The 3,505-nt window shown below is 74.9% G+C and carries 2 protein-coding genes and 1 pseudogene; 2 read left to right on the plus strand and 1 reads right to left on the minus strand.

Annotated elements, in window-relative coordinates; genetic code table 11:
* Positions 1-1,437 (plus strand): HD domain-containing protein (locus AC2CJA_RS25440; RefSeq protein ID WP_484605018.1); only part of this gene is annotated, 1,437 nt, incomplete at its 5' end.
* Positions 1,438-1,513: 76 nt separating this feature from the next.
* Complete coding sequence (gene ffh, locus AC2CJA_RS25445; RefSeq protein ID WP_484605019.1) at positions 1,514-3,067, plus strand: signal recognition particle protein; 1,554 nt, start codon at positions 1,514-1,516, stop codon at positions 3,065-3,067.
* 121 nt (positions 3,068-3,188) lie between these two features.
* Here ffh and AC2CJA_RS25450 read toward each other — a convergent pair.
* Positions 3,189-3,505: pseudogene (locus AC2CJA_RS25450) on the minus strand (SAM-dependent methyltransferase); the annotation flags it as partial.

The following is a 3,505-nucleotide window of genomic DNA, read 5'->3' on the forward strand; positions in this document are numbered from 1 at the left end:
GCCGCGGCCCAGGCCGGACTGCCGCCGTCGCGCCCCGCCCTGCGGAGGCTGGCCGCCGCGGCGCCGCCCCTCCCGGTGCCCTGGCCGGCCGAGGCCCGCGAGGAGTTCGTCACCCTCCTGGGAGCGGGCGAGGCCGCCGTCGGAGTGTGGGAGGCGCTGGACGCGGAGGGCCTGGTCACCGCCTGGCTGCCCGAGTGGGAGCGGGTGCGCTGCCGTCCGCAGCGCAATCCCGTGCACCGCTGGACCGTCGACCGCCATCTGATCGAGACCGCCGCACGGGCCGGTGCGCACGTCCGCCGAGTGCGCCGTCCCGACCTGCTGCTGGTCGCCGCGCTGCTGCACGACATCGGCAAGGGCCGGCCCGGCGACCACAGCGTCGCGGGCGAGGCGGTCGTACGCGACCTGGCCCCCCGGATGGGCTTCGACGCCGCGGACACCGCGGTCCTGGCCGCCGCCGTCCGCCACCACCTGCTGCTGGCCGAGACCGCCACCCGGCGCGACCTGGACGATCCGGCCACCGTACGCACCGTGGCCGACGCCGTCGGCGACACCGGGACGCTGGAGCTGCTGCACGCGCTCACCGAGGCCGACGCCCTGGCCACGGGGCCCGCGGCCTGGTCCACCTGGCGCGCGGGACTCGTGGCCGATCTGGTGAGGCGGACCGGCGCGGTGCTGGAGGGGAAGGCCGCGGGGACGGCGGAGGAGCGGGAGCGATCCGCCGTCCCCGCGGCCGCGGCCGAGCGGCTGGCCGCTGAGGCGTGGCGCACCGGCGGGCCGGTGCTCTCCCTGCGCACCCGGGCCGGGGCGGACCGGAGCGACCTGGCGGACCGGCCGGGTTCCGCCGAGGGGGAGGCGGGCCCGGAGCCGGTCGGCGTCGAACTGCTCCTCGCCCTGCCCGACCAGCCCGGCGTGCTGCCGGCCGCGGCCGGAGTCCTGGCCCTGCACCGCCTGACCGTACGCGCCGCGGACCTGTGCGCCGTCGACCCGCCCGGCCGGGGGCGGGTGCTGCTGCTGAGCTGGCGGGTGGCGGCCGAGTACGGATCGCTGCCGCAGGCCGCCCGGCTCCGCGCCGACCTGGCGCGAGCCCTGGAGGGTTCCCTGGACCTCCCCGCCCGGCTCGCCGAGCGCGAGCGGGCCCATCTGGACCGCGCCCGCCGGCGCGGAGCCGGGGCCCCGCCGCCGAAGGTGACCGTCGCCCCGGCCGGATCACGGCTGGCGACGGTCATCGAGGTGCGCGCCCAGGACGCCCCGGGGCTGCTGTACCGCATCGGACGGGCCCTGGAGGACGCCGGTGTCGCCGTGCGCAGCGCCCGCGTCGGCACCCTGGGCGCCAACGCGTTGGACGCCTTCTACGTCACCGGTCCCGACGGCGCCCCGCTGCCGCCGCGGGAGGCAGCCGGTCTCGCGGCGGAACTGGAGCGGGCCCTGGGCGGCTGACCGGACCGCGGGCGGGCGGATACTCTTGGAGGTCGACCGCCGACACCGCCACCAACGCGAAGGATCCGCGACCGACGTGTTCGACACTCTCTCCGATCGCCTCACAGCGACGTTCAAGAACCTCAGGGGCAAGGGCCGTCTGAGCGAGGCGGACATCGACGCCACGGCGCGCGAGATCCGTATCGCCCTGCTGGAGGCGGACGTCGCACTGCCCGTGGTGCGGGCCTTCATCAAGCAGGTCAAGGAACGCGCCCTCGGCGCCGAGGTCTCCAAGGCCCTGAACCCGGCCCAGCAGGTCATCAAGATCGTCAACGAGGAGCTGATCGGCATCCTCGGGGGCGAGACCCGCCGCCTGCGGTTCGCCAAGAACCCGCCGACGGTGATCATGCTCGCCGGTCTGCAGGGCGCGGGCAAGACCACGCTCGCGGGCAAGCTGGGCCGCTGGCTCAAGGCCCAGGGCCACACTCCGCTGCTGGTCGCCTGCGACCTGCAGCGCCCCAACGCCGTCAACCAGCTCACCGTCGTCGCCGAGCGCGCGGGCGTCGGGATCTACGCGCCCGAGCCGGGCAACGGCGTCGGCGACCCGGTGAAGGTCGCCGAGGACTCCATCGAGCACGCCCGCACCAGGCAGTACGACGTCGTCATCGTCGACACCGCCGGCCGTCTGGGCATCGACGCCGAGATGATGCGGCAGGCCGCCGACATCCGCGACGCCGTCCGCCCCGACGAGACCCTCTTCGTCGTCGACGCCATGATCGGCCAGGACGCGGTCAACACCGCCGAGGCGTTCCGCGACGGCGTCGGTTTCGACGGAGTGGTGCTCTCCAAGCTCGACGGCGACGCCCGCGGCGGTGCGGCCCTGTCGATCGCGCACGTCACCGGCCGCCAGATCATGTTCGCCTCCAACGGCGAGAAGCTGGACGACTTCGACGCGTTCCACCCGGACCGCATGGCGTCCCGCATCCTGGGCATGGGCGACGTCCTCAGCCTCATCGAGAAGGCCGAGCAGACCTTCAGCCGGCAAGAGGCCGAGCAGATGGCCGCCAAGCTGGCCAAGGGGCCCAAGGAGTTCACCCTCGACGACTTCCTGGCACAGATGGAGCAGGTCCGCAAGATGGGCTCCATCTCCAAGCTGCTGGGGATGATGCCCGGCATGGGGCAGATCCGGGAGCAGATCAACGACATCGACGAGCGTGACGTGGACCGCACCGCCGCGATCATCAAGTCGATGACCCCGGCCGAGCGCACCGACCCCACGATCATCAACGGCTCGCGGCGGGCCCGTATCGCCCGCGGTTCCGGCGTGGACGTCAGCGCGGTGAAGAACCTCGTGGAGCGCTTCTTCGAAGCCCGCAAGATGATGTCGAGGATGGCCCAGGGCGGCATGCCGGGGATGCCCGGGATGCCGGGCATGCCGGGAGTGGGCGGCGCCCGGAAGAAGGGCAAGCAGCAGAAGAAGGCCAAGGGCAAGCAGCGCTCGGGCAACCCGATGAAGCGCAAGGCCGAGGAGCAGGCCGTGGCCGAGCGCCGCGCCGCTGGCCAGGGCGGCGCCTTCGGGCTGCCCGGCGGCCAGGGGCCGGAGGACTTCGAGCTGCCCCAGGAGTTCAAGGACATGCTCCCGCCCAAGTGACGAGGGCCGCACGCTCCGCACGCGCGACCCGGCCGGGCGGTGTTCCGGGGCCGGGCGCCGGGCCCTCCGCGGGCCGGGTACCCGGACCCGGAGCGTCCGCCGCCCGTGGGCGGCGGCGCCCTCAGGCCATGGCGACCACGTAGCGGAACAGGTTCTGCATCCACACCGTGCTGTCCGGCCGTACGTGCGGGCGCAGCGCCTCGGCCAGTTCCTTGGCGACCTGCTCCTCGTCGGTCGCCCGGACGGCCGCGTCGTACAGCCCGGTCGAGAGCAGTCCGCGCACCGCGCTGTCCAGGTCGGCGTAGCCGAAGGGGCATGCGACCCGGCCCGAGCCGTCGGGGCGCAGCCCGGCCCGCCGGGCCAGGTCCTCCAGATCGTCCCGGCCGCCCGGCCGCCAGCCCCGGCCCGCCGCGCGCTCCGGCTCGGCCAGGCGTTGGG

This window comes from Streptomyces sp. ATLC9, from assembly GCF_057196705.1.